This window comes from Streptococcus shenyangsis (genome assembly GCF_006385785.1).
GTDB lineage: Bacteria > Bacillota > Bacilli > Lactobacillales > Streptococcaceae > Streptococcus > Streptococcus shenyangsis.
This window is the reverse complement of sequence record NZ_VFSH01000001.1, coordinates 95371-117786: the sequence shown is the minus strand read 5'-3', so window position 1 is coordinate 117786 and position 22416 is coordinate 95371. Positions and strand designations below refer to the sequence as shown.

The following is a 22416-nucleotide window of genomic DNA, read 5'->3' as shown; positions in this document are numbered from 1 at the left end:
GGAAAGAGGGTGTTAGAATGGGATTTACTGAAGAGACAGTACGTTTTAAATTGGACGATTCCAATAAAAAAGAAATTAGCGAAACTTTGACTGATGTCTATGCTTCGTTGAACGATAAGGGCTACAACCCAATTAACCAAATCGTTGGTTACGTATTGAGTGGAGACCCTGCCTACGTTCCTCGTTATAATAATGCACGAAATCAAATCCGTAAATATGAGCGTGATGAAATCGTTGAGGAATTGGTCCGCTACTACCTTAAAGGACAAGGAGTCGATCTATAACCTATGAGAATTATGGGATTGGACGTCGGTTCAAAAACGGTAGGGGTGGCTATTAGCGATCCACTCGGTTTTACAGCCCAAGGACTTGAAATCATCCAAATCAATGAGGAGCAAGGCCAATTTGGTTTTGACCGCGTTAAGGAGTTGGTTGATGCTTACAAGGTGGAACGATTTGTAGTGGGCTTACCTAAAAACATGAATAATACAAGCGGACCGCGCGTGGAAGCTAGTCAAGCATACGGAGCAAAGCTAGAAGAGCTTTTTGGTTTACCAGTAGACTATCAAGATGAACGCTTGACAACAGTTGCTGCAGAGCGCATGTTGATTGAACAAGCAGATATCAGTCGAAATAAGCGCAAGAAAGTCATTGATAAGTTAGCAGCTCAGCTGATTTTACAAAATTATTTAGATAGAAAATTTTAATATAAGGAGAGGCTATGTCACACGATCATAACCACGAACACGAAGAACGTGAACTAATCACACTAGTAGATGAGCAAGGAAACGAAACCTTGTTTGAAATCCTTTTGACCATTGACGGAAAAGAAGAATTTGGTAAAAACTATGTTCTTCTAGTACCAGTTAACGCAGAAGAAGACGAAGACGGACAAGTTGAAATCCAAGCTTACTCATTCATCGAAAACGAAGATGGAACAGAAGGCGAATTGCAACCAATCCCAGAAGACTCAGAAGACGAATGGAACATGATTGAAGAAGTCTTCAATAGTTTTATGGAGGAGTAAAAATATCCGGGGGATATTTTTACCCCAGCTCCTTGAAACAAAAGAGAGCTGGTAAGTCCGGGGGACGTTTTTAGCCCTGCTTTTAGAAAAAAGAAAGAGCAGGCAGTCTGGGAGACTGTATTAGCCCAACTCCTAGAAATTAGAAGAGTTGGAATGTCCTGTGGATGTTTTTACCCCATGTTAAAATTTATAGTAGCTAGTTATTAGCTAACCAGGTAAGAGGTTGGGACGAAAATCCTGACCTCATTTTTTGTTATCTACGGAATTTTACTAGGTAATTAATTGGACTTTTGTCAAGGAGATGTGTATGTTTGAAGTAGAAGAATGGCTCCATAGTCGGATTGGTTTGAATTTTCGATCAGGTTTAGGCCGAATGCAGCAAGCGGTGGATTTGTTAGGAAATCCCGAGAAGTCTTATCCTATTATCCATGTAACAGGGACTAATGGGAAAGGCTCTACCATTGCTTTTATGAGAGAGTTATTCATGGGACATGGCAAAAAAGTTGCGACTTTTACCTCCCCTCATATTGTCTCCATCAATGACCGAATCTGCATTAATGGGGAATCAATAGCTGATGCAGACTTTATCCGTTTAGCTGAGCAGGTCAAGGAGATGGAAAAGACGCTTCTGCAAACCCATGACCAGTTGTCTTTTTTTGAATTGCTGACCTTGATTGCTTTTCTTTATTTTAGGGAGCAAGAGGTGGATTTGGTTTTATTAGAAGTGGGAATTGGCGGCTTACTTGACACGACCAATGTGGTAACTGGAGAGCTTGCTGTCATCACCTCCATCGGACTTGACCATCAGGAGACTTTGGGCGATAGTCTAAAAGCAATCGCAGAGCAGAAAGCTGGTATTTTCAAGGCTGGTAAAAAGGCAGTGATTGCTAAGTTGTCTTCAGAAGCTAGGCTTGTTTGTCAGAAAAAAGCTGAATCTTTAGCTGTTGACCTTTATCAGGCAGGTCAAAATTTTTCAATGCTAAAGGGTGATTTTTCAAGTTCTTTGGGTACTCTTTCACAATTGAAAATAGGTTTAGAAGGAGCCTATCAGCAGGAGAATGCAGCCTTGGCATTGCAAGCATTTCTTCTCTTTATGAGAGAGGGAAAGGAAGTTGTTGATGAGCAGGCTGTAAGAGAGGCCTTGAAACAGACTCATTGGGCTGGGCGTTTGGAGCGTATTCGCCCACAGATTTACTTGGATGGTGCTCATAACCTCCCTGCCTTGACTCGCTTGGTTGAGTTTATCAAAGAAAAAGAGCAGGAAGGCTATCGTCCTCAAATCCTATTTGGAGCCTTGAAACGTAAGGATTATCAAGGGATGTTGGCTTATCTGACTGAAAATTTACCTCAGGTGGAACTCAAGGTGACTGGTTTTGACTATCAAGGGTCCTTGGACGAGACAGATGTGACCGGCTACCATGTAATTCCTTCTTACAGAGAATTTATTAGCAGTTTTGAAGAAAGAGCCGATACCAAGGACTTGTTGTTCATTACAGGGTCTCTCTATTTTATCTCAGAAGTACGGAGTCACCTACAGGAGCATGAGCAGATAAATTGACCTCCTTTTTTGAACTTGTTATACTAGGGGAACTGCCAGTTAGAAGAAAATTGCTCTAAATTGGTAGAAGAAAGGAAGTTCATCATGAAATTAAAAACATTCACACTTTCTCTTGCTTCTCTAGCAAGTCTTAGTCTCTTAGTAGCTTGTTCACAGAGAGCTCAACAGGTTCAACAACCAGCAGCTCAACAGCAAACACAACAAACTCAGCAATCGCAACCTGCTGCTTCATCTTCAACACAAAATAGCAACCAGGCAGCAACAAGTTCTTCACAAAATACAGTTACAGCCCAACCAACTAATATTGATGGAACTTATACTGGTCAGGATGACGGAGACCGTATCACTTTAGTGGTAACTGGAACTACTGGTACATGGACTGAGCTCGAATCTGACGGGGATCAGAAAGTCAAACAGGTTACATTTGATGCAACAAATCAACGCATGATTATTGGCGATGATGCTAAAATTTACACTGTAAACGGTAATCAAATCGTTGTAGATGATATGGATAGAGACCCATCGGATCAAATCGTTTTATCAAAATAGACTAGGAGGAGACCGGATTTTTCGGTCTCTTTTGCTTTTAGTCAGAAAAATGATCATAAATACTTGCCTTCTGTCGAATACCTGAGTTATACTAGTATCAATTACCTGTTTTTAGCATTCAAAATATCAAGGAGGGGATATGAAATATAGGAAATTCCAATTGTTGATGTCCAAGTATGGCTTTAGTCTTTCGATTATGCTACTTGAACTTTCTCTTGTTTTTGGTCTCTTTCTTTATTTAGGGCGCATGGCCCCTATTTTATGGATTATTGTCTTGATCTTTATGAGTATGGCAACTATTGTCGCAATTGTTAATCGCTCCATGGCGCCTGAAAGCAAAGTAATGTGGCTAGTGGTGACTTTTGTTCCTGTCATTGGCCCCCTGCTCTATCTGATGTTTGGTGAAAGGCGATTGTCCAAAAAAGAAATCAAGCAGTTGGACAGACTTGGTTCCATGCATTTTCGGGAGGATAACAGTAAAGCACTCCGCCAGAAATTGAAGGAAGATGATAAGGCAGCTTACGGAGTTATCAAATCTTTGTTGAGTATGGATAGCAATGCTGATGTGTATGATCGAACCGACTCACAATTCTTTTCTTCAGGTGAAAGCATGTGGCAACATATGCTGGAAGATCTCAAGAAAGCTGAAAAGTTTATCTTTTTAGAGTATTATATTGTTGAAGAAGGTCTGATGTGGAATAGTATACTAGATATACTAGAGCAAAAGGCAGCTCAGGGTGTCGAGGTCAAGATGCTCTATGATGATATCGGTTGTATGGCGACTTTACCTGGGGATTATACTATTCAGCTTCGTAGTCGAGGAATTGAGGTCCATAAGTTTAATAAGGTGATTCCTCGTTTGACAGTAGCTTATAATAATCGGGACCATCGTAAAATCCTTGTCATAGATGGTCAGGTAGCTTATACAGGAGGGATTAACTTAGCTGATGAGTACATCAATCATGTAGAACGCTTTGGTTATTGGAAGGATAGTGGGATTCGCTTAGATGGCCCTGGTGTCAAGGCTCTAACCCGTCTCTTTTTGATGACTTGGTACATCAATCGTGGGGAAATCAGCGATTTTGACCAGTATCACTTGGAAAATCAGCCTTGTTCTGGCCAAGGGCTCTGCATTCCTTACGGTAGTGGACCCAAGCCCATCTTCCGTACCCAGGTAGGGAAAAAAGTCTATCAAAGTTTGATTAATCAGGCCACTGATTCAGTCTATATTACAACGCCTTATTTGATTATTGACTATGACTTAACAGAGAGTATTAAAAATGCAGCTATGAGGGGTGTTGATATCCGCATTGTAACACCTTTCATTCCAGATAAAAAATTAATCCAACTCATTACAAGAGGAGCTTATTCGGATTTATTATCGGCAGGAGTAAGAATTTTTGAGTATAGTCCAGGCTTCATCCACAGTAAACAAATCTTAGTGGATAAGGACTTTGCTGCAGTTGGAACCATTAACTTAGATTACAGAAGTTTACTTCACCACTATGAAAATGCAGTTTTGTTATATAAAACGAAATCAATCACAGAGATTCAAAAAGATTTTGAGGAGATTTTTTCAGTATCGCAAGAAATTTTTACTCATACTATAAAAAATAGCTGGTATCAAAAATTGATTAAGGAAATTGCCCAGTTATTTGCCCCAATCTTATAAGAAATCTAGGACTTAGGACACAAACCAGTCCTATTTTTCTTGCCTTTTACGAATAAGAAGATGTAGGAGGAAAGATGCTAACTCAGAAAGAATTGGATTATATCATGATATTTAAACAGACACATTTACATCGATTTCGAGAAATTGAAACCTTTGTGAAACTATGTAAAAAATCACTCAAACAGCCATCGCAAGCTGACAATTCTAGGTCTTTTTGATATACTAAGACAGATAAATTGAATAGGAGAAACGACATGGCTGTATATGGCAGAATCGAAGAAGTATCCGAAACGATACAGAGTAATGAAATTGAAAATAGACTGGATAGGAACCTTGAATCGAACCTGGAAAAAGAAGAGCGCCTAGCTTTCCCGTTTTTCAGCCTTATCATTGGAAGTACGATTGCGACGATTTTTTCTGTGGTACTTCCTTTACTTTTAGATATGGTAAGTCCCTCTCAGGCTCAGGACCTGTATATAGGCTGGGCATTGCATCAGGGAGGACAGCTTTATAGTAGCTATTATGCTAGTCAAGGCATTCTTTATTATTTACTACTTTACATTACCCAAGGAGGCATTCTTTTTGCCTTGGTAGAATGGCTAGCCCTCTTAGGAGGGGGTTATTTCCTTTTTTCTGCAACTGACTATCTGACAGGACAAAGGGATCAAGCTAAGCAACTCCTAACCATATTTTATCTTTTGGTATCTGGTCTTGGTTTTGGAGGAGGCTATGCTACGATTGTAGCTCTTCCATTCTTATTTGCAGGCTTTTCTTTAGTAGCGCGTTATCTATCAAATCCTAACCATGACAAGGGATTTCTACGTCTGGGGCTTTTCTTAGCTCTATCATTTTTCATAGAACCCCTAACTAGTCTTCTATTTATTGTAGCGATAACTGTAGGTTTATTGGTTTTTAATGTTGGACATGGACGCTTTATACATGGAATTTATCAATTTTTTGCGGCAGCACTTGGTTTTTCTCTCCTATTTTATCCTTTAGGCTACTATGTCATCATTTCAGGAGGTTTTGGAGAAGCTCTAGGGAGTCTTTTGTATCCGATTGATTCCCTTCAGGTCTTTGCGAATCCTAAACTAATGGATAATGTTGTATTCTATGGTTTGTTGACCTTTGGTTTAGGAGCTCTCTTCCTTGTTTTTCTCGGTTTGTTCCAGTCTAAAGCATCTAGATTATATGTCATCTCAGTACCAGCTAGCTTTGTTTTCTTATTTATACTAGCCTTGTTGCTTTTTTCTCAAGAACCTCTTCACGGTTCGCGTTTGATTCTAATTCTTCCATTTTTACTCCTTCTTTTGATAACTAGTATTCGTGGGGAACACTCGGGAAGAATAGCACGTCGTCGGAGAAGAGAGGAAGTTCCAACTTTATGGAAAAAATTTATGAAGGGAAAGATCTACCTACCGATTCTAGTAGTGGTTTATCTAATTGCAGTTCCTTTTGTAGCTCGTTTTGTCTTGCATCCAGCTTCGCATGAAGAACAACATCAAGTAGTAGATAGAGTCAAACAAGAGACGAGTGAGGGGGACCAAATCTATATCTGGGATTCTCATGTTCAGATCTATAAAGAAAGCCAGCGGTTGGCTGGATCCATGTTCCCATCGCCTCTTCTTTACACGAATACAGAAGAAAACAAAACTACCTTGATCAATGACTTGAAAGAAAAACAACCAAAGATGATTCTTGTGAATGACAAGGTGGCAGTCTGGTCTGAAGTAGAGACACTCTTAAAAGAAAATTACCAACAAGTAAAGACCGATTACTCAGAGTTTAAAGTCTATAAAATCAAATAACAAAATCAATATCTTGTGTATTTTTAAAAATTTTAGGATTTTTAACACAAGATATTGATTTTTCTTTTTAGAGTGGTATAATACATTTTAGAAAGAACATTTTAGAAAAGAGCATGCATATGATTGCACTAGAAGAAAAAATTACAATTTTGCCAACTCTCTTCGTCGAGAAACGAGATGGGAGACGTGTTGTATTTGATGTGGACAAGATTGACAAGGCTCTCCACAAGGCGGCAGACAAGGTTATGGATGTGACACCCTTGGTCGAAAAACGCCTCAATGCTCTGACCGAGCGAATTGTCACAGAAATTCATAGTCGTTTTCCACAGGGGGTTAAGATTTACGAAATTCAAAATATCGTAGAACATGAACTCCTTGAAGCCAAAGAATATGCGCTAGCTGAGGAGTATATTACTTATCGGACACAAAGGGATTTTGAGCGTTCAAAAGCGACGGATATCAACTTTAGTATTCACAAACTTCTCAACAAAGACCAGGCAGTTATCAATGAAAATGCTAATAAAGACAGTGATGTCTTTAACACTCAGCGTGATTTGACAGCAGGGATTGTTGGGAAATCAATCGGACTGCAAATGCTTCCTAAGCACGTAGCCAATGCCCACCAAAAAGGGGATATCCACTATCACGATTTGGACTACAGTCCCTATACCCCTATGACCAACTGCTGTTTGATTGATTTCAAGGGTATGTTGGAAAATGGTTTTAAGATTGGAAATGCAGAGGTAGAAAGTCCCAAGTCTATTCAGACTGCAACAGCTCAGATTTCGCAAATCATCGCCAACGTTGCTTCTAGCCAGTATGGGGGCTGTTCAGCTGACCGTATCGATGAGGTCTTGGCGCCTTACGCAGAGAAGAATTACCAAAAACACCTTAAGGATGCGGAAGAATGGGTTTTGCCTGAAAAACGGGAAGATTACGCTTGGAAGAAAACGCAAAAGGACATCTATGATGCCATGCAATCTCTCGAGTATGAAATCAATACTCTCTTCACCTCAAATGGACAAACACCTTTTACTTCACTAGGTTTTGGTCTGGGAACCAATCGTTTTGAGCGGGAAATTCAAAAAGCTATCTTGAACATCCGAATCAAGGGCCTTGGTTCAGAACATCGAACAGCCATCTTTCCAAAACTCATCTTTACGCTAAAAAGAGGCCTTAATTTGGAAGAAGGAACTCCAAACTATGACATCAAACAGTTGGCTCTTGAGTGTGCAACCAAACGAATGTATCCGGATGTCTTGTCCTACGATAAGATTGTCGAGTTGACTGGCTCTTTCAAGGTACCTATGGGCTGCCGTTCGTTCCTCCAAGGATGGAAGGATGAAAATGGTGTCGAGGTCAATTCAGGTCGCATGAATCTGGGTGTTGTGACGGTTAACCTGCCTCGTATTGCTCTTGAGTCTGAAGGTGATATGAATAAGTTCTGGGAAATCTTCAATGAGCGAATGAACATTGCGGAAGATGCTCTGGTTTATCGTGTCGAACGAACCAAGGAAGCAACACCAGCAAATGCTCCTATCCTGTATCAATACGGTGCTTTTGGCCATCGTCTAGGTAAAGAAGAAAGTGTTGACCAGCTCTTTAAGAATCGTCGTGCGACAGTTTCACTAGGCTATATCGGTTTGTACGAAGTAGCGACAGTTTTCTTTGGTAACAGCTGGGAAAGTAATCCAGATGCTAAGAAATTCACGCTAGATATCATTCGCGATATGAAACGCCGTGTAGAAGAGTGGTCTGACCAATATGGCTACCATTTCTCTATCTACTCAACACCGTCCGAAAGTTTGACAGACCGTTTTTGTAGACTAGATATAGACAAGTTCGGTTCTATTCCTGATATTACAGACAAGGAATACTACACCAACTCTTTCCACTACGATGTTCGTAAAAATCCAACACCGTTTGAAAAATTAGACTTTGAGAAAGTCTATCCAGAAGCAGGTGCGTCAGGTGGTTTCATCCATTATTGTGAGTATCCAGTCCTTCAGCAAAATCCTAAGGCTCTGGAAGCTGTCTGGGATTACGCTTATGATCGTGTGGGATATTTGGGAACCAATACTCCAATTGACCGTTGCTACAAGTGTGACTTTGAAGGGGATTTTGAACCAACTGAGAGAGGATTTGCTTGTCCAAACTGTGGCAATAGCGATCCTAAAACAGTAGATGTGGTCAAACGAACTTGTGGCTATTTAGGCAATCCTCAAGCGAGACCGATGGTCAATGGGCGTCACAAGGAAATCGCAGCGCGTGTCAAACATATGAATGGTTCAACTATTAAAATAGCTGGCCATCAAGTAACAAATTAGAAAGTAATGAAATGGGAAAATATCAATTAGACGATAAGGGGCGCGCACAAGTGACCCGTTATCACGAGAAACACTCTAAAGGTGGAGCTGGTAAGAAAGAACGTTTGCTCAACCTCAGAGAACAATTTTTAAATAAGAATAAGAAGAAATAAAAGTGAGAGTCAGCTCTCGCTTTTCTCTTAGTGGGAGGTAAGGATGGAATTACGCAGACCAAGATTAGCAGATAAAGAAACAGTTTTAGAGATGATGGCAGAGTTTGAAAAATATCAGTCGCCTCACGACGGTGGTTTCTGGGATACAAAAAATTTTTCTTATGAGGAATGGTTGGAAAGTAATCAGAATCAGGAAATGGGGATTAATTTGACTGAAGGATGGGTTCCCGCAATTCAGTTAGTAGCTTTTTCTGTGAAAGATAAAGCAATTGGATTTCTTAATCTCCGGTTGCGCCTCAGTAACTTTCTACTAGAAGAAGGTGGTCACATTGGCTACTCCATTCGTCCATCAGAAAGAGGCAAAGGTTATGCTAAAGAAACTCTCCGTCAGGGCTTGCAAGTTGCTAAAGAAAAGAACATCAAGAGAACTCTTGTGACCTGTAGCGTGAATAATCCTGCTAGCAGAGCAGTCATTCTAGCCAATGGTGGGCTCCTTGAGGATGTTCGTAATGGTGTGGAGCGTTATTGGATAGAGGTAGCGAATGAATAGTCCAAAACCACAAGAATGGAAAAGCGAGGAGCTCAGTCAAGGCCGTATCATAGACTACAAAGCCTTTAACTTTGTTGATGGCGAAGGAGTTCGCAATTCTCTCTATGTATCTGGCTGCATGTTTCATTGCGAGGGATGTTATAATGTTGCCACTTGGTCTTTTAATGCAGGCATTCCTTATACAGCAGAATTAGAAGAACAGATCATGGAAGATCTCGCTCAACCTTATGTTCAAGGCTTGACTTTATTAGGAGGAGAACCCTTCCTTAATACAGGAATCCTTTTGCCACTCGTGAAACGTATCCGGAAGGAATTGCCAGACAAAGATATCTGGTCATGGACCGGCTACACTTGGGAAGAAATGATGTTGGAAACTTCAGACAAACTGGAACTCTTGTCACTGATTGACATTCTTGTCGATGGAAGATATGACCGAACTAAGAGAAATCTCATGCTCCAGTTTCGAGGTTCGTCAAATCAACGCATCATCGATGTACAAAAATCGCTCCAAAGTGGACAAGTAGTGATTTGGGACAAACTCAATGACGGAAAAGAAAGCTATGAACAGGTGAAGAGAGAATGAAGAGAAAAGACTTAATAGACCAGTTTGTCTTAGAAATAGAAACAGGAAAAGTCAGGACACTGGGAATATACGGTCATGGGGCTTCGGGTAAATCAACCTTTGCACAGGAATTGTACCAAGCTTTAGATTCTACTACAGTGAATTTGCTAGAAACAGATCCTTATATCACCTCAGGACGCCATTTGGTAGTACCCAAGGACGCGCCGAATCAAAAGGTGACAGCTTGTCTGCCAGTGGCACATGAATTGGCGAGTTTACAGAGAGATATCCTGGCCTTACAGGCGGGTATGGATGTCTTAACGATTGAAGAACCTTGGAAGGCTAGTGAGGTCTTGTCAGGAGCCAAATCAATTCTGATTGTCGAAGGGATGTCTGTGGGCTTTTTACCTAAGGAACTCTTTGACAAAACCATCTGTTTTTACACGGATGAGGAGAGCGAATTAAAGCGACGCCTAGCTCGAGATACGACGGTGAGAAATCGCGATGCATCCTTTATATTGGCTAGCCATCAGATGAGACGGGAGCAGCATCTGCGATACTATAAAGAAACTGAGTCTAAGGCGGATATTTTAGTGGATCAATCAGAAGATAAATTTGAGGTCAAGAGGACTTGACTTGTATAGAAGAAAATCCCTAATTTTAGAAAGAAAAAATAGGAAAACAGTTTCATAGCAAAAAAACGAAAAAACAGCAACAAATCCCTTGCAATCGCAGGGGCTTTGTGTTATTCTATTATGGTGCTGTAAATTACAGCTTTAGCTTTGATGCAAGAGGTTGCGACACGCTCGGTTGCATTGCCACGCAACACCGCGTCGGTTTTCTTGTGGAGCTAGCCTATTATCTTAAATAGACGAAAAGGAGAAAAAGATGGCAAACAAAAAAATCCGTATCCGTTTGAAAGCTTACGAACACCGTACGCTTGACACAGCGGCTGCAAAAATCGTAGAATCAGCTACTCGTACAGGTGCACAAGTTGCGGGTCCAATCCCACTTCCAACTGAACGTAGTCTCTACACAATCATTCGTGCGACTCACAAATACAAAGACTCTCGCGAACAATTTGAAATGCGTACACACAAACGTTTGATCGATATCGTTAACCCAACTCAAAAAACAGTTGATGCTTTGATGAAATTGGATCTTCCAAGTGGTGTAAACGTAGAAATCAAACTTTAATCTAAAATATAAAAGAGCAGAGGCTGGTGTTTCAATCTAATTGAACACGGGCTAAACTCGGTGTGAAAAAGACAAACTTCCTAGTGTCTGCTAGACACTGCGTCAGTTTCCTATTTTCACTTTGAGTTTGACGCCCTTTGTATCTTAGACTTGAGCATAAAAAACGCTCGTTAAAAACTTTTTGAATAAAAAATATAGAAAAGGAACTATTTTCTCATGACAAAAGGAATCTTAGGGAAAAAAGTGGGAATGACTCAAATCTTCACTGAAGCTGGCGAATTGATCCCTGTAACAGTTATTGAAGCAACTCCAAACGTTGTTCTTCAAGTTAAAACTGTTGAAACAGACGGATACAACGCTATCCAAGTTGGTTTTGATGACAAACGCGAAGTATTGAGCAACAAACCTGCTAAAGGACATGTAGCGAAAGCTAACACGGCTCCTAAGCGCTTCATTCGTGAATTCAAAAACGTTGAAGGCTTGGAAGTTGGTGCTGAAATCACAGTTGAAACATTCGCAGCTGGAGACGTTGTTGACGTAACTGGTACCTCTAAAGGTAAAGGTTTCCAAGGTGTTATCAAACGCCACGGACAATCACGTGGACCAATGGCTCACGGTTCTCGTTACCACCGTCGTCCAGGTTCTATGGGACCTGTTGCACCTAACCGCGTATTCAAAGGTAAAAACCTTGCAGGACGTATGGGTGGCGACCGCGTGACAATTCAAAACCTTGAAGTTGTACAAGTTGTTCCAGAAAAGAACGTTATCCTTATCAAAGGTAACGTACCAGGTGCTAAGAAATCTCTTATCACTATCAAATCAGCAGTTAAAGCTGGTAAATAATAAAGAAAGGGGAAATCAGTCACAATGGCAAACGTAACATTATTTGACCAAACTGGTAAAGAAGCTGGCCAAGTTGTTCTTAACGATGCAGTATTTGGTATCGAACCAAATGAATCAGTTGTGTTTGATGTGATCATCAGCCAACGCGCAAGCCTTCGTCAAGGAACACACGCTGTTAAAAACCGCTCTGCAGTATCAGGTGGTGGACGCAAACCATGGCGTCAAAAAGGAACTGGACGTGCTCGTCAAGGTTCTATCCGCTCACCACAATGGCGTGGTGGTGGTGTTGTCTTCGGACCAACTCCACGTAGCTATGCGTACAAACTTCCTCAAAAAGTTCGTCGCCTTGCGCTTAAATCTGTTTACTCAGAAAAAGTTGCTGAAAACAAATTTGTAGCCGTTGATTCTCTTGAATTTACAGCTCCAAAAACTGCTGAATTTGCAAAAGTTCTTGCAGCTTTGAGCATCGATTCTAAAGTCCTTGTTATTCTTGAAGAAGGAAACGAATTCGCAGCTCTTTCAGCTCGTAACCTTCCAAACGTGAAAGTTGCGACTGCTACAACTGCAAGTGTTCTTGACATCGCAAATAGTGACAAACTTCTTGTTACTCAAGCAGCTATCTCTAAAATCGAGGAGGTTCTTGCATAATGAATTTGTATGATGTTATCAAAAAACCTGTTATCACTGAAAGCTCAATGGCTCAACTTGAAGCAGGGAAATATGTATTTGAAGTTGACACTCGTGCACACAAACTTTTGATCAAGCAAGCTGTTGAAGCTGCTTTCGAAGGTGTTAAAGTTGCAAATGTTAACACAATCAACGTAAAACCAAAAGCTAAACGTGTTGGACGTTACACTGGTTTTACTAACAAAACTAAAAAAGCTATCATCACACTTACAGCTGATTCTAAAGCAATCGAGTTGTTTGCTGCTGAAGCTGAATAATCTAAGGAGGAAATATCGTGGGAATTCGTGTTTATAAACCAACAACAAACGGTCGCCGTAATATGACTTCTTTGGATTTCGCTGAAATCACAACAAGCACTCCTGAAAAATCATTGCTTGTTGCATTGAAGAGCAAGGCTGGTCGTAACAACAACGGTCGTATCACAGTTCGTCACCAAGGTGGTGGACACAAACGTTTCTACCGTTTGGTTGACTTCAAACGTAACAAAGACAACGTTGAAGCAGTTGTTAAAACAATCGAGTACGATCCAAACCGTTCTGCAAACATCGCTCTTGTACACTACACTGACGGTGTGAAAGCATACATCATCGCTCCAAAAGGTCTTGAAGTAGGTCAACGTATCGTTTCAGGTCCAGAAGCAGATATCAAAGTCGGAAACGCTCTTCCACTTGCTAACATCCCAGTTGGTACTTTGATCCACAACATCGAGTTGAAACCAGGTCGTGGTGGTGAATTGGTACGTGCTGCTGGTGCATCTGCTCAAGTATTGGGTTCTGAAGGTAAATACGTTCTTGTTCGTCTTCAATCAGGTGAAGTTCGTATGATTCTTGGAACTTGCCGCGCTACAGTTGGTGTTGTCGGAAACGAACAACATGGACTTGTAAACCTTGGTAAAGCAGGACGTAGCCGTTGGAAAGGTATCCGCCCAACAGTTCGTGGTTCTGTAATGAACCCTAACGATCACCCACACGGTGGTGGTGAAGGTAAAGCACCAGTTGGTCGTAAAGCACCATCTACTCCATGGGGCAAACCTGCTCTTGGTCTTAAAACTCGTAACAAGAAAGCGAAATCTGACAAACTTATCGTTCGTCGTCGCAACGAGAAATAATATTAAACTAGTCGCTTAAGCAACTAGTAAATCCGCCAGCTCGGTAGCGCTCCATAGGAGCGCAAGCCGCTGTGGTACAACATTTAAAGGAGAAAATATAAAAATGGGACGCAGTCTTAAAAAAGGACCTTTCGTCGATGAGCATTTGATGAAAAAAGTTGAAGCTCAAGCTAACGACGAAAAGAAAAAAGTTATTAAAACTTGGTCACGTCGTTCAACGATCTTCCCAAGTTTCATTGGTTACACTATCGCAGTTTATGACGGACGTAAACACGTACCTGTTTACATCCAAGAAGACATGGTAGGTCACAAACTTGGTGAATTTGCACCAACTCGTACTTACAAAGGTCACGCTGCAGACGACAAGAAAACACGTAGAAAATAAGGAGAACATAAATGGCAGAAATTACTTCAGCTAAAGCAATGGCTCGTACAGTACGTGTTTCACCTCGTAAATCACGTCTTGTTCTTGATAACATCCGTGGTAAAAGCGTAGCCGATGCAATCGCAATTTTGACATTCACTCCAAACAAAGCTGCTGAAATCATCTTGAAAGTTTTGAACTCAGCTGTAGCTAACGCTGAAAACAACTTTGGTTTGGATAAAGCTAACTTGGTAGTATCTGAAGCATTCGCAAACGAAGGACCAACTATGAAACGTTTCCGTCCACGTGCGAAAGGTTCAGCTTCACCAATCAACAAACGTACAGCTCACATCACTGTAGCTGTTGCAGAAAAATAAGGAGGTAAAATCGTGGGTCAAAAAGTACATCCAATTGGTATGCGTGTCGGCATCATCCGTGATTGGGATGCCAAATGGTATGCTGAAAAAGAATACGCGGATTACCTTCATGAAGATCTTGCAATCCGTAAATTCGTTCAAAAAGAACTTGCTGACGCAGCAGTTTCAACTATCGAAATCGAACGCGCAGTAAACAAAGTTAACGTTTCACTTCACACTGCTAAACCAGGTATGGTTATCGGTAAAGGTGGTGCTAACGTTGATGCACTCCGTGCGAAACTTAACAAATTGACTGGAAAACAAGTACACATCAACATCATCGAAATCAAACACCCTGATTTGGATGCTCACCTTGTAGGTGAAGGAATTGCTCGTCAATTGGAGCAACGTGTTGCTTTCCGTCGTGCACAAAAACAAGCAATCCAACGTGCAATGCGTGCTGGAGCTAAAGGAATCAAAACTCAAGTATCAGGTCGTTTGAACGGTGCAGATATCGCCCGTGCTGAAGGATACTCTGAGGGAACTGTTCCACTTCACACACTTCGTGCAGATATCGATTACGCTTGGGAAGAAGCAGATACTACATACGGTAAACTTGGTGTTAAAGTATGGATCTACCGTGGTGAAGTTCTTCCAGCTCGCAAAAACACTAAAGGAGGTAAATAACCAATGTTAGTACCTAAACGTGTTAAACACCGTCGTGAATTCCGTGGAAAAATGCGCGGTGAAGCAAAAGGTGGAAAAGAAGTAGCATTCGGTGAATACGGTCTTCAAGCTACAACTAGCCACTGGATCACTAACCGCCAAATCGAAGCTGCTCGTATCGCCATGACTCGTTACATGAAACGTGGTGGTAAAGTTTGGATTAAAATCTTCCCACACAAATCATACACTGCTAAAGCTATCGGTGTGCGTATGGGATCTGGTAAAGGGGCACCTGAAGGTTGGGTAGCACCAGTTAAACGTGGTAAAGTGATGTTCGAAATCGCTGGTGTATCTGAAGAGATTGCACGCGAAGCACTTCGTCTTGCTAGCCATAAATTGCCAGTTAAATGTAAATTCGTAAAACGTGAAGCAGAATAAGGAGAAGGCATGAAACTTAATGAAGTAAAAGAATTTGTTAAAGAACTTCGTGGTCTTTCTCAAGAAGAACTCGCGAAGCGCGAAAACGAATTGAAAAAAGAATTGTTTGAACTTCGTTTCCAAGCTGCTACTGGTCAATTAGAACAAACAGCTCGCTTGAAAGAAGTTAAAAAACAAATCGCTCGTATCAAAACAGTTCAATCTGAAGCGAAATAATAGACTAGGGAAGGAGAAATTTCAATGGAACGCAATAATCGTAAAGTTCTTGTTGGACGTGTTGTATCTGACAAAATGGACAAGACAATCACAGTTGTAGTTGAAACAAAACGTAACCACCCAGTCTATGGTAAACGTATTAACTACTCTAAAAAATACAAAGCTCATGATGAAAACAATGTTGCCAAAGAAGGCGATATCGTACGTATCATGGAAACTCGTCCGCTTTCAGCTACAAAACGTTTCCGTCTTGTAGAAGTTGTTGAAGAAGCGGTCATCATCTAATCAAACCTGAAAGGAGAAAACTGAAATGATTCAAACAGAAACTCGTTTGAAAGTCGCAGACAACAGCGGTGCTCGCGAAATCTTGACTATCAAAGTTCTTGGTGGTTCAGGACGTAAATTTGCAAACATCGGTGATGTTATCGTGGCATCTGTAAAACAAGCTACTCCTGGTGGTGCGGTTAAAAAAGGTGACGTTGTTAAAGCAGTTATCGTTCGTACTAAATCAGGTGCTCGTCGTGCTGATGGTTCATACATCAAATTTGACGAAAACGCAGCAGTTATCATCCGTGAAGACAAAACTCCTCGCGGAACACGTATCTTTGGCCCAGTTGCACGTGAATTGCGTGAAGGTGGCTTCATGAAGATCGTGTCACTTGCTCCAGAAGTACTTTAATTTTTAGAAACAAACTAGTCCCCTAGCTTCAAGCTAGGGTGCCCTTATGGGCGTAAGAAAAATCAAGGAGAAACCTAATGTTTGTAAAAAAAGGCGACAAAGTTCGCGTAATCGCTGGTAAAGATAAGGGAACAGAAGCTGTTGTCCTTACTGCCCTTCCAAAAGTAAACAAAGTTATCGTTGAAGGTGTTAACATCGTTAAGAAACACCAACGTCCAACTAACGAGCTTCCTCAAGGTGGTATCATCGAGAAAGAAGCAGCTATCCACGTATCAAACGTTCAAGTTTTGGACAAAAATGGTGTAGCTGGCCGTGTTGGTTACAAATTTGTAGACGGTAAAAAAGTTCGCTACAACAAAAAATCAGGCGAAGTGCTTGATTAATCACGAAGGAAAGGAGAAGTATAATGGCAAATCGTTTAAAAGAAAAATATCTTAATGAAGTAGTTCCTGCTTTGACAGAACAATTCAACTACTCATCAGTGATGGCTGTGCCTAAAGTAGATAAGATCGTTTTGAACATGGGTGTTGGTGAAGCTGTATCAAACGCTAAAAGCCTTGAAAAAGCTGCTGAAGAATTGGCACTTATCTCAGGTCAAAAACCACTTATCACTAAAGCTAAAAAATCAATCGCCGGCTTCCGTCTTCGTGAAGGTGTTGCGATCGGTGCAAAAGTTACCCTTCGTGGTGAACGTATGTACGAATTCTTGGATAAATTGGTTTCAGTTTCACTTCCACGTGTACGTGACTTCCACGGTGTTCCAACAAAATCATTTGATGGACGCGGAAACTACACACTTGGTGTGAAAGAACAATTGATCTTCCCAGAAATCAACTTCGATGACGTTGACAAAACTCGTGGTCTTGACATCGTTATCGTAACAACTGCTAACACTGACGAAGAGTCACGTGCATTGCTTACAGGCCTTGGAATGCCTTTTGCAAAATAATATAGGAGGTAAATCTAATGGCTAAAAAATCAATGATTGCTAAGAACAAACGTCCAGCGAAGTTCTCTACTCAAGCTTATACTCGTTGTGAAAAATGTGGTCGTCCACATTCAGTTTACCGCAAATTTAAACTTTGCCGTGTTTGCTTCCGTGAATTAGCTTACAAAGGACAAATCCCTGGTGTAACAAAAGCATCTTGGTAATTTAAGATATCAAGGGCGTCAAAACTCCAAGTGAAAATAGGAAACTTGACGAAGAAACTGAAGTTTCTAGGAAAGTTTATCTTTTTCACACAGAGTTTAGCCCGGGTTCAGTTGGGGTTTCCAATTTGAACACGAGCTACAGCTTTGGCAAAAAAGACCAATTTGCTTTGGAGCATCGCTCCTGCATCAAATTGCCTATTTTTGCTCGTGCTGTTACGCTCTTTGTATCATGTATTAACTAGCAAGTGCAACTTGCAAACTACTAGTAAGAGGAGAAAAACAAAATGGTTATGACTGACCCAATCGCAGACTTCCTAACTCGTATTCGTAACGCTAACCAAGCTAAACACGAAGTACTTGAAGTACCTGCATCAAACATCAAAAAAGGGATTGCTGAAATCCTTAAACGCGAAGGTTTTGTAAAAAACGTTGAAATCATCGAAGATGACAAACAAGGCATCATCCGTGTATTCCTTAAATACGGACCAAACGGTGAAAAAGTTATCACTAACTTGAAACGTGTTTCTAAACCAGGACTTCGTGTCTACAAAAAACGTGAAGACCTTCCAAAAGTTCTTAACGGACTTGGAATTGCTATCCTTTCAACTTCTGAAGGTTTGCTTACTGATAAAGAAGCACGCCAAAAGAATGTTGGTGGGGAAGTTATCGCTTACGTTTGGTAAAATCAAGATACAAAGCTCGTTAGAGCGTGTTCAGTTCAGCTTTTGAACTAAATAAGTATCTGAACCCCGTGAAAACTGGCCGTCTTGGCCTGACAATTTAACAGGAGAAAATAAACATGTCACGTATTGGTAATAAAGTTATCGTGTTGCCTGCTGGTGTTGAACTCACTAACAATGACAACGTTGTAACTGTAAAAGGACCTAAAGGAGAACTTACTCGTGAGTTCTCAAAAGATATTGAAATCCGTGTGGAAGGTACTGAAGTAACTCTTCACCGTCCAAACGATTCAAAAGAAATGAAAACTATCCACGGAACTACTCGTGCCCTTTTGAACAACATGGTTGTTGGTGTATCAGAAGGATTCAAGAAAGAACTTGAAATGCGCGGGGTTGGTTACCGTGCACAACTTCAAGGATCTAAACTTGTTTTGGCTGTTGGTAAATCTCATCCAGACGAAGTTGAAGCTCCAGAAGGAATTACTTTTGAACTTCCAAACCCAACAACAATCGTTGTTAGCGGAATTTCAAAAGAAGTAGTTGGTCAAACAGCTGCTTACGTACGTAGCCTTCGTTCACCAGAACCATATAAAGGTAAAGGTATCCGTTACGTTGGTGAATTCGTTCGCCGTAAAGAAGGTAAAACAGGTAAATAATGTTGAGTGGTTGAGAATCAACCACCAACCTATTTTCCAACTTTGTGCATAGCACACGATTTAAAACTAAAGAGGTGAAAACTGTGATTTCAAAACCAGATAAAAACAAACTCCGCCAAAAACGCCACCGTCGCGTTCGCGGAAAGCTCTCTGGAACTGCTGATCGCCCACGTTTGAACGTATTCCGTTCTAATACAGGCATCTACGCTCAAGTGATTGATGACGTAGCGGGTGTAACGCTCGCAAGTGCTTCAACTCTTGACAAAGAAGTTTCAAAAGGAACTAAAACTGAACAAGCCGTTGCTGTCGGTAAACTCGTTGCAGAACGTGCAAACGCTAAAGGTATTTCAGAAGTGGTGTTCGACCGCGGTGGATATCTATATCACGGACGTGTGAAAGCTTTGGCTGATGCAGCTCGTGAAAACGGATTGAAATTCTAATAGGAGGACACTAGAAAATGGCATTTAAAGACAATGCAGTTGAATTAGAAGAACGCGTAGTTGCTGTCAACCGTGTTACAAAAGTTGTTAAAGGTGGACGTCGTCTTCGTTTCGCAGCTCTTGTTGTTGTTGGTGACCACAACGGTCGCGTAGGATTTGGTACTGGTAAAGCTCAAGAAGTTCCAGAAGCAATCCGTAAAGCAGTAGATGATGCTAAGAAAAACTTGATCGAAGTTCCTATGGTTGGAACAACAATCCCACACGAAGTTCTTTCAGAATTCGGTGGAGCTAAAGTATTGTTGAAACCTGCTGTAGAAGGTTCTGGAGTTGCCGCTGGTGGTGCAGTTCGTGCCGTTGTGGAATTGGCAGGTGTGGCAGATATTACATCTAAATCACTTGGTTCTAACACTCCAATCAACATTGTTCGTGCAACTGTTGAAGGTTTGAAACAATTGAAACGCGCTGAAGAAGTTGCTGCCCTTCGTGGTATTTCAGTTTCTGATTTGGCATAAGAAAGGGGATAAAATGGCTCAAATTAAAATTACTTTGACTAAGTCTCCAATCGGACGCATTCCATCACAACGTAAAACTGTTGTAGCACTTGGACTTGGCAAATTGAACAGCTCTGTTATTAAAGAAGATAACGCTGCTATCCGTGGTATGATCACAGCAGTATCTCACTTGGTAACAGTTGAAGAAGTAAACTAATGAATTTTTAGGGGATGTGCACTATACCATCCCCTAAAACTAGATATAGTCATCTATGATGACGTCGTATAGGCGAGTTGATGGGGGAGACAACCTTTTCTCCCTTATCGGCGCTAGCATTTTACAAAAGAGGAGAAAATAAAAATGAAACTTCATGAATTGAAACCTGCAGAAGGTTCTCGTAAAGTACGTAACCGCGTTGGTCGTGGTACTTCATCAGGTAACGGTAAAACATCTGGTCGTGGTCAAAAAGGTCAAAAAGCTCGTAGCGGTGGCGGAGTTCGCCTTGGTTTTGAAGGTGGACAAACTCCATTGTTCCGTCGTCTTCCAAAACGTGGATTCACTAACATCAACGCTAAAGAATACGCAATTGTGAACCTTGACCAATTGAACGTCTTTGAAGATGGTGCTGAAGTAACTCCAGTTGTTCTTATCGAAGCAGGAATTGTTAAAGCTGAAAAATCAGGTATTAAAATTCTTGGTAACGGTGAGTTGACTAAGAAATTGACTGTAAAAGCAGCTAAATTCTCTAAATCAGCTGAAGAAGCTATCACTGCTAAAGGTGGTTCAGTAGAAGTCATCTAAGAGAGGTGACCTATGTTTTTTAAATTATTAAGAGAAGCTCTTAAAGTCAAGCAGGTTCGATCAAAAATTTTATTTACAATTTTTATCGTTTTGGTCTTTCGTATCGGAACTAGCATTACAGTTCCTGGTGTGAATGCCAATAGCTTGAATGCTTTAAGTGGATTATCCTTCTTAAACATGTTGAGCTTGGTCTCAGGGAATGCCATGAAAAACTTCTCAGTTTTTGCTCTTGGTGTTAGTCCCTACATTACGGCCTCTATCGTTGTCCAACTCTTGCAAATGGATATTTTACCCAAATTTGTAGAGTGGGGTAAACAAGGGGAAGTAGGTCGAAGAAAATTGAATCAAGCTACTCGTTATATTGCTCTAGTTCTCGCTTTTGTGCAATCTATCGGGATTACAGCTGGTTTTAATACTTTGGCTGGAGCTCAATTGTTGAAAACAGCTCTTACTCCACAAGTCTTTATCATGATTGGTATCATCTTAACAGCTGGTAGCATGATTGTGACGTGGTTGGGAGAGCAAATTACAGATAAGGGATACGGAAATGGTGTTTCTATGATTATCTTTGCCGGGATTGTTGCCTCAATTCCAGAGATGATTCAGGGCATCTATGTGGACTACTTTGTGAACGTCCCAAGTGACCGTATCAACTCATCTATTATTTTTGTAATCATTTTGATTATTACTGTATTGTTGATTATATACTTTACAACTTATGTTCAACAAGCAGAATACAAAATTCCAATCCAATATACTAAGGTTGCACAAGGCGCTCCATCTAGCTCTTACCTTCCTTTGAAAGTAAACCCTGCTGGAGTTATCCCTGTTATCTTTGCAAGTTCGATTACTGCGGCGCCAGCAGCTATTCTACAGTTTTTAAGCGCTACAGGTCATGATTGGGCTTGGGTAAGAACAGCACAAGAAATGCTGGCAACAACTTCACCAACAGGTATTGCTATGTATGCTTTGTTGATTATTCTCTTTACATTCTTCTATACGTTTGTGCAGATTAATCCTGAAAAAGCGGCAGAGAACCTACAAAAGAGCGGTGCCTATATCCATGGAGTTCGTCCTGGTAAAGGTACAGAAGAATATATGTCTAAACTTCTTCGTCGTCTTGCAACTGTTGGTTCCCTCTTCCTTGGTGTGATTTCCATTTTACCGATTGTAGCAAAGGATGTTTTCGGACTTTCAGAAGCAGTTGCTTTTGGAGGAACTAGTCTTTTGATCATTATCTCTACAGGTATTGAAGGAATCAAACAATTGGAAGGTTACCTATTGAAACGTAAGTATGTTGGTTTCATGGACAGAACAGAATAAGAGTATTTACTGAATTGGTAAATGCTGAGGGAGTGGAGGTTTAAACTCTGACATTTGTGAGAGTTTGGTCTCCCCTCTTCTATTTTGTTTTTAAATAGGGGTGAAAAGACTTT

General features: G+C 40.9%; 34 protein-coding genes. All 34 read left to right on the top strand.

The window, feature by feature from the left end:
- Positions 1-17 precede the first annotated feature (17 nt).
- Positions 18-284, top strand: a complete 267-nt coding sequence (locus tag FJR77_RS00600) for an IreB family regulatory phosphoprotein (RefSeq protein ID WP_000507059.1) — start codon at positions 18-20, stop codon at positions 282-284.
- 3 nt (positions 285-287) lie between these two features.
- Positions 288-707 (top strand): Holliday junction resolvase RuvX, encoded by a 420-nt coding sequence (gene ruvX / locus FJR77_RS00595; protein WP_033609357.1) that lies wholly within the window; start codon positions 288-290, stop codon positions 705-707.
- Positions 708-721: 14 nt separating this feature from the next.
- Entirely contained in the window at positions 722-1027 is a 306-nt protein-coding gene (locus FJR77_RS00590; protein ID WP_000017626.1) for a DUF1292 domain-containing protein, read from the top strand.
- Positions 1028-1334: 307 nt separating this feature from the next.
- Positions 1335-2585, top strand: a complete 1251-nt coding sequence (locus tag FJR77_RS00585; protein ID WP_140832935.1) for a folylpolyglutamate synthase/dihydrofolate synthase family protein — start codon at positions 1335-1337, stop codon at positions 2583-2585.
- 84 nt (positions 2586-2669) lie between these two features.
- Positions 2670-3134, top strand: coding sequence for an SP_0198 family lipoprotein (locus tag FJR77_RS00580; RefSeq protein ID WP_061758921.1), 465 nt, complete (start codon positions 2670-2672; stop codon positions 3132-3134).
- Between the two features lie 139 nt (positions 3135-3273).
- Positions 3274-4806, top strand: coding sequence for a cardiolipin synthase (gene cls, locus FJR77_RS00575; protein ID WP_140832937.1), 1533 nt, complete (start codon positions 3274-3276; stop codon positions 4804-4806).
- A 254-nt stretch (positions 4807-5060) separates the two neighbouring features.
- On the top strand, positions 5061-6614 hold the full coding sequence (locus FJR77_RS00565; RefSeq protein ID WP_140832939.1) for a glycosyltransferase family protein: 1554 nt from the start codon (positions 5061-5063) through the stop codon (positions 6612-6614).
- 119 nt (positions 6615-6733) lie between these two features.
- Positions 6734-8941, top strand: coding sequence for an anaerobic ribonucleoside-triphosphate reductase (nrdD, locus tag FJR77_RS00560; protein WP_181146572.1), 2208 nt, complete (start codon positions 6734-6736; stop codon positions 8939-8941).
- A gap of 11 nt (positions 8942-8952) precedes the next feature.
- Positions 8953-9093, top strand: coding sequence for a hypothetical protein (locus FJR77_RS00555; protein WP_000521618.1), 141 nt, complete (start codon positions 8953-8955; stop codon positions 9091-9093).
- Between the two features lie 43 nt (positions 9094-9136).
- Positions 9137-9643, top strand: coding sequence for a GNAT family N-acetyltransferase (locus tag FJR77_RS00550; RefSeq protein WP_140832943.1), 507 nt, complete (start codon positions 9137-9139; stop codon positions 9641-9643).
- Positions 9636-10226, top strand: coding sequence for an anaerobic ribonucleoside-triphosphate reductase activating protein (nrdG, locus tag FJR77_RS00545; protein WP_140832945.1), 591 nt, complete (start codon positions 9636-9638; stop codon positions 10224-10226). The genes FJR77_RS00550 and nrdG overlap by 8 nt, the downstream gene beginning before the upstream one ends.
- A complete protein-coding gene (locus FJR77_RS00540; protein WP_140832947.1) occupies positions 10223-10840 on the top strand; it encodes a uridine kinase family protein in 618 nt (205 codons plus the stop codon). Before nrdG ends, FJR77_RS00540 begins: the two co-directional genes overlap by 4 nt.
- Positions 10841-11093: 253 nt before the next feature.
- Positions 11094-11402, top strand: coding sequence for a 30S ribosomal protein S10 (gene rpsJ / locus FJR77_RS00535; protein ID WP_001284513.1), 309 nt, complete (start codon positions 11094-11096; stop codon positions 11400-11402).
- A gap of 216 nt (positions 11403-11618) precedes the next feature.
- Positions 11619-12245 (top strand): 50S ribosomal protein L3, encoded by a 627-nt coding sequence (gene rplC / locus FJR77_RS00530; RefSeq protein WP_000160197.1) that lies wholly within the window; start codon positions 11619-11621, stop codon positions 12243-12245.
- Between the two features lie 24 nt (positions 12246-12269).
- Positions 12270-12893, top strand: coding sequence for a 50S ribosomal protein L4 (gene rplD, locus FJR77_RS00525; RefSeq protein WP_140832949.1), 624 nt, complete (start codon positions 12270-12272; stop codon positions 12891-12893).
- Positions 12893-13189 (top strand): 50S ribosomal protein L23, encoded by a 297-nt coding sequence (locus FJR77_RS00520; protein WP_001055347.1) that lies wholly within the window; start codon positions 12893-12895, stop codon positions 13187-13189. Before rplD ends, FJR77_RS00520 begins: the two co-directional genes overlap by 1 nt.
- Before the next feature lie 17 nt (positions 13190-13206).
- Positions 13207-14040 (top strand): 50S ribosomal protein L2, encoded by an 834-nt coding sequence (rplB, locus tag FJR77_RS00515; protein WP_000512911.1) that lies wholly within the window; start codon positions 13207-13209, stop codon positions 14038-14040.
- 103 nt (positions 14041-14143) lie between these two features.
- A complete protein-coding gene (gene rpsS, locus FJR77_RS00510; protein ID WP_000533766.1) occupies positions 14144-14425 on the top strand; it encodes a 30S ribosomal protein S19 in 282 nt (93 codons plus the stop codon).
- A gap of 11 nt (positions 14426-14436) precedes the next feature.
- Complete coding sequence (rplV, locus tag FJR77_RS00505) at positions 14437-14781, top strand: 50S ribosomal protein L22 (protein ID WP_000818137.1); 345 nt, start codon at positions 14437-14439, stop codon at positions 14779-14781.
- A gap of 12 nt (positions 14782-14793) precedes the next feature.
- Positions 14794-15447 (top strand): 30S ribosomal protein S3, encoded by a 654-nt coding sequence (gene rpsC / locus FJR77_RS00500; protein ID WP_140832951.1) that lies wholly within the window; start codon positions 14794-14796, stop codon positions 15445-15447.
- Between the two features lie 3 nt (positions 15448-15450).
- The gene (gene rplP / locus FJR77_RS00495) at positions 15451-15864 is read left to right on the top strand and encodes a 50S ribosomal protein L16 (protein WP_000960946.1); all 414 of its coding nucleotides are present in this window, start codon (positions 15451-15453) and stop codon (positions 15862-15864) included.
- Positions 15865-15873: 9 nt separating this feature from the next.
- Positions 15874-16080: a 50S ribosomal protein L29 gene (gene rpmC / locus FJR77_RS00490; protein WP_000772918.1), complete on the top strand. Its 207-nt coding sequence runs from the start codon at positions 15874-15876 to the stop codon at positions 16078-16080.
- Positions 16081-16104: 24 nt separating this feature from the next.
- Entirely contained in the window at positions 16105-16365 is a 261-nt protein-coding gene (rpsQ, locus tag FJR77_RS00485; protein WP_000440801.1) for a 30S ribosomal protein S17, read from the top strand.
- 25 nt (positions 16366-16390) lie between these two features.
- Entirely contained in the window at positions 16391-16759 is a 369-nt protein-coding gene (gene rplN / locus FJR77_RS00480) for a 50S ribosomal protein L14 (RefSeq protein ID WP_000616545.1), read from the top strand.
- A 77-nt stretch (positions 16760-16836) separates the two neighbouring features.
- Entirely contained in the window at positions 16837-17142 is a 306-nt protein-coding gene (gene rplX / locus FJR77_RS00475) for a 50S ribosomal protein L24 (protein ID WP_000497691.1), read from the top strand.
- Positions 17143-17165: 23 nt separating this feature from the next.
- Complete coding sequence (rplE, locus tag FJR77_RS00470) at positions 17166-17708, top strand: 50S ribosomal protein L5 (protein WP_000013542.1); 543 nt, start codon at positions 17166-17168, stop codon at positions 17706-17708.
- A 17-nt stretch (positions 17709-17725) separates the two neighbouring features.
- Entirely contained in the window at positions 17726-17911 is a 186-nt protein-coding gene (locus FJR77_RS00465) for a type Z 30S ribosomal protein S14 (protein WP_001085697.1), read from the top strand.
- A 284-nt stretch (positions 17912-18195) separates the two neighbouring features.
- Positions 18196-18594: a 30S ribosomal protein S8 gene (rpsH, locus tag FJR77_RS00460; RefSeq protein WP_000245504.1), complete on the top strand. Its 399-nt coding sequence runs from the start codon at positions 18196-18198 to the stop codon at positions 18592-18594.
- A 116-nt stretch (positions 18595-18710) separates the two neighbouring features.
- Complete coding sequence (gene rplF / locus FJR77_RS00455; RefSeq protein ID WP_000086640.1) at positions 18711-19247, top strand: 50S ribosomal protein L6; 537 nt, start codon at positions 18711-18713, stop codon at positions 19245-19247.
- An 83-nt stretch (positions 19248-19330) separates the two neighbouring features.
- Entirely contained in the window at positions 19331-19687 is a 357-nt protein-coding gene (gene rplR / locus FJR77_RS00450; protein WP_000624044.1) for a 50S ribosomal protein L18, read from the top strand.
- 17 nt (positions 19688-19704) lie between these two features.
- A complete protein-coding gene (rpsE, locus tag FJR77_RS00445) occupies positions 19705-20199 on the top strand; it encodes a 30S ribosomal protein S5 (protein ID WP_000874202.1) in 495 nt (164 codons plus the stop codon).
- A 13-nt stretch (positions 20200-20212) separates the two neighbouring features.
- On the top strand, positions 20213-20395 hold the full coding sequence (gene rpmD / locus FJR77_RS00440) for a 50S ribosomal protein L30 (protein WP_000057241.1): 183 nt from the start codon (positions 20213-20215) through the stop codon (positions 20393-20395).
- A gap of 144 nt (positions 20396-20539) precedes the next feature.
- Positions 20540-20980, top strand: coding sequence for a 50S ribosomal protein L15 (gene rplO, locus FJR77_RS00435; protein WP_000766087.1), 441 nt, complete (start codon positions 20540-20542; stop codon positions 20978-20980).
- 12 nt (positions 20981-20992) lie between these two features.
- Entirely contained in the window at positions 20993-22303 is a 1311-nt protein-coding gene (gene secY / locus FJR77_RS00430; RefSeq protein ID WP_000465402.1) for a preprotein translocase subunit SecY, read from the top strand.
- Positions 22304-22416 lie beyond the last annotated feature (113 nt).

Bases quoted from the DNA above. Each gene is read 5' to 3' on its own strand.
- FJR77_RS00600 (WP_000507059.1), top strand. From the start codon at position 18: ATGGGATTTACTGAAGAGACAGTACGTTTTAAATTGGACGATTCCAAT.
- rpsJ (WP_001284513.1), top strand. From the start codon at position 11,094: ATGGCAAACAAAAAAATCCGTATCCGTTTGAAAGCTTACGAACACCGT.
- FJR77_RS00580 (WP_061758921.1), top strand. From the start codon at position 2,670: ATGAAATTAAAAACATTCACACTTTCTCTTGCTTCTCTAGCAAGTCTT.
- rplE (WP_000013542.1), top strand. From the start codon at position 17,166: ATGGCAAATCGTTTAAAAGAAAAATATCTTAATGAAGTAGTTCCTGCT.
- FJR77_RS00565 (WP_140832939.1), top strand. From the start codon at position 5,061: ATGGCTGTATATGGCAGAATCGAAGAAGTATCCGAAACGATACAGAGT.
- secY (WP_000465402.1), top strand. From the start codon at position 20,993: ATGTTTTTTAAATTATTAAGAGAAGCTCTTAAAGTCAAGCAGGTTCGA.
- cls (WP_140832937.1), top strand. From the start codon at position 3,274: ATGAAATATAGGAAATTCCAATTGTTGATGTCCAAGTATGGCTTTAGT.
- rpsS (WP_000533766.1), top strand. From the start codon at position 14,144: ATGGGACGCAGTCTTAAAAAAGGACCTTTCGTCGATGAGCATTTGATG.
- rpsQ (WP_000440801.1), top strand. From the start codon at position 16,105: ATGGAACGCAATAATCGTAAAGTTCTTGTTGGACGTGTTGTATCTGAC.
- ruvX (WP_033609357.1), top strand. From the start codon at position 288: ATGAGAATTATGGGATTGGACGTCGGTTCAAAAACGGTAGGGGTGGCT.
- rplV (WP_000818137.1), top strand. From the start codon at position 14,437: ATGGCAGAAATTACTTCAGCTAAAGCAATGGCTCGTACAGTACGTGTT.
- rpsE (WP_000874202.1), top strand. From the start codon at position 19,705: ATGGCATTTAAAGACAATGCAGTTGAATTAGAAGAACGCGTAGTTGCT.
- FJR77_RS00590 (WP_000017626.1), top strand. From the start codon at position 722: ATGTCACACGATCATAACCACGAACACGAAGAACGTGAACTAATCACA.
- FJR77_RS00520 (WP_001055347.1), top strand. From the start codon at position 12,893: ATGAATTTGTATGATGTTATCAAAAAACCTGTTATCACTGAAAGCTCA.
- FJR77_RS00555 (WP_000521618.1), top strand. From the start codon at position 8,953: ATGGGAAAATATCAATTAGACGATAAGGGGCGCGCACAAGTGACCCGT.
- FJR77_RS00540 (WP_140832947.1), top strand. From the start codon at position 10,223: ATGAAGAGAAAAGACTTAATAGACCAGTTTGTCTTAGAAATAGAAACA.
- FJR77_RS00585 (WP_140832935.1), top strand. From the start codon at position 1,335: ATGTTTGAAGTAGAAGAATGGCTCCATAGTCGGATTGGTTTGAATTTT.
- rplN (WP_000616545.1), top strand. From the start codon at position 16,391: ATGATTCAAACAGAAACTCGTTTGAAAGTCGCAGACAACAGCGGTGCT.
- FJR77_RS00550 (WP_140832943.1), top strand. From the start codon at position 9,137: ATGGAATTACGCAGACCAAGATTAGCAGATAAAGAAACAGTTTTAGAG.
- rplP (WP_000960946.1), top strand. From the start codon at position 15,451: ATGTTAGTACCTAAACGTGTTAAACACCGTCGTGAATTCCGTGGAAAA.
- nrdG (WP_140832945.1), top strand. From the start codon at position 9,636: ATGAATAGTCCAAAACCACAAGAATGGAAAAGCGAGGAGCTCAGTCAA.
- FJR77_RS00465 (WP_001085697.1), top strand. From the start codon at position 17,726: ATGGCTAAAAAATCAATGATTGCTAAGAACAAACGTCCAGCGAAGTTC.
- rplO (WP_000766087.1), top strand. From the start codon at position 20,540: ATGAAACTTCATGAATTGAAACCTGCAGAAGGTTCTCGTAAAGTACGT.
- rplF (WP_000086640.1), top strand. From the start codon at position 18,711: ATGTCACGTATTGGTAATAAAGTTATCGTGTTGCCTGCTGGTGTTGAA.
- rpmD (WP_000057241.1), top strand. From the start codon at position 20,213: ATGGCTCAAATTAAAATTACTTTGACTAAGTCTCCAATCGGACGCATT.
- rpsH (WP_000245504.1), top strand. From the start codon at position 18,196: ATGGTTATGACTGACCCAATCGCAGACTTCCTAACTCGTATTCGTAAC.
- rplD (WP_140832949.1), top strand. From the start codon at position 12,270: ATGGCAAACGTAACATTATTTGACCAAACTGGTAAAGAAGCTGGCCAA.
- rplX (WP_000497691.1), top strand. From the start codon at position 16,837: ATGTTTGTAAAAAAAGGCGACAAAGTTCGCGTAATCGCTGGTAAAGAT.
- nrdD (WP_181146572.1), top strand. From the start codon at position 6,734: ATGATTGCACTAGAAGAAAAAATTACAATTTTGCCAACTCTCTTCGTC.
- rplC (WP_000160197.1), top strand. From the start codon at position 11,619: ATGACAAAAGGAATCTTAGGGAAAAAAGTGGGAATGACTCAAATCTTC.
- rpmC (WP_000772918.1), top strand. From the start codon at position 15,874: ATGAAACTTAATGAAGTAAAAGAATTTGTTAAAGAACTTCGTGGTCTT.